The organism is Streptomyces thermovulgaris, from assembly GCF_002155915.1.
Classification (GTDB): Bacteria; Actinomycetota; Actinomycetes; order Streptomycetales; family Streptomycetaceae; genus Streptomyces; species Streptomyces thermovulgaris.
Genome location: NZ_MUME01000521.1, coordinates 203 through 673 on the forward strand (window position 1 = coordinate 203; position 471 = coordinate 673).

Sequence of the window (471 nt, forward strand, 5' to 3'; positions counted from 1 at the left end):
ACCGACACCGCCTTCATGCTCGGGGCGCTGACCGTTGTCGGTCCGCGGTTTGTCACCCAGCTGCGGGTGTTCTTGCTGGCGATCACGGTCATCGACGACATCGTGGCGGTGGCGGTGATCGGTCTGGTCTTCTCCGAGACCCTGCATCTGCGTGCGCTGCTGGTCGCGGGGGTGCTGTGCGGTGTGCTGGCGGTGCTGGGGCGGTTGGGGGTGTGGCGGACCGTGCCGTATGCGCTGGTGATGGTGGCGCTGTGGGTGGCGACGCTGCGGGCGGGGCTGCATGCCTCCATCGCGGGCATGATCGGCGGGCTGCTCATTCCGGCGCATGCGCCCAGCCGGCAGGCGGTGGAGGTGGCCGCCCGGCTGTTTCGGGCCTTTCGGCAGTCGCCGCAGGCGCGGGTGGGGCTGAGTGCGCGGCGGGGGCTGAAGCGGGCGGTGTCGGTCAACGAGCGGCTGCAGACGGTGCTGCAT

At 70.9% G+C, this 471-nt stretch carries 1 protein-coding gene; it reads left to right on the forward strand.

Annotation, left to right across the window (positions count from 1 at the left end; all coding sequences use genetic code 11):
- The coding region (locus CCN35_RS27015) for a Na+/H+ antiporter NhaA (protein WP_245863540.1) at positions 1-471 on the forward strand (471 nt) is incomplete at both ends.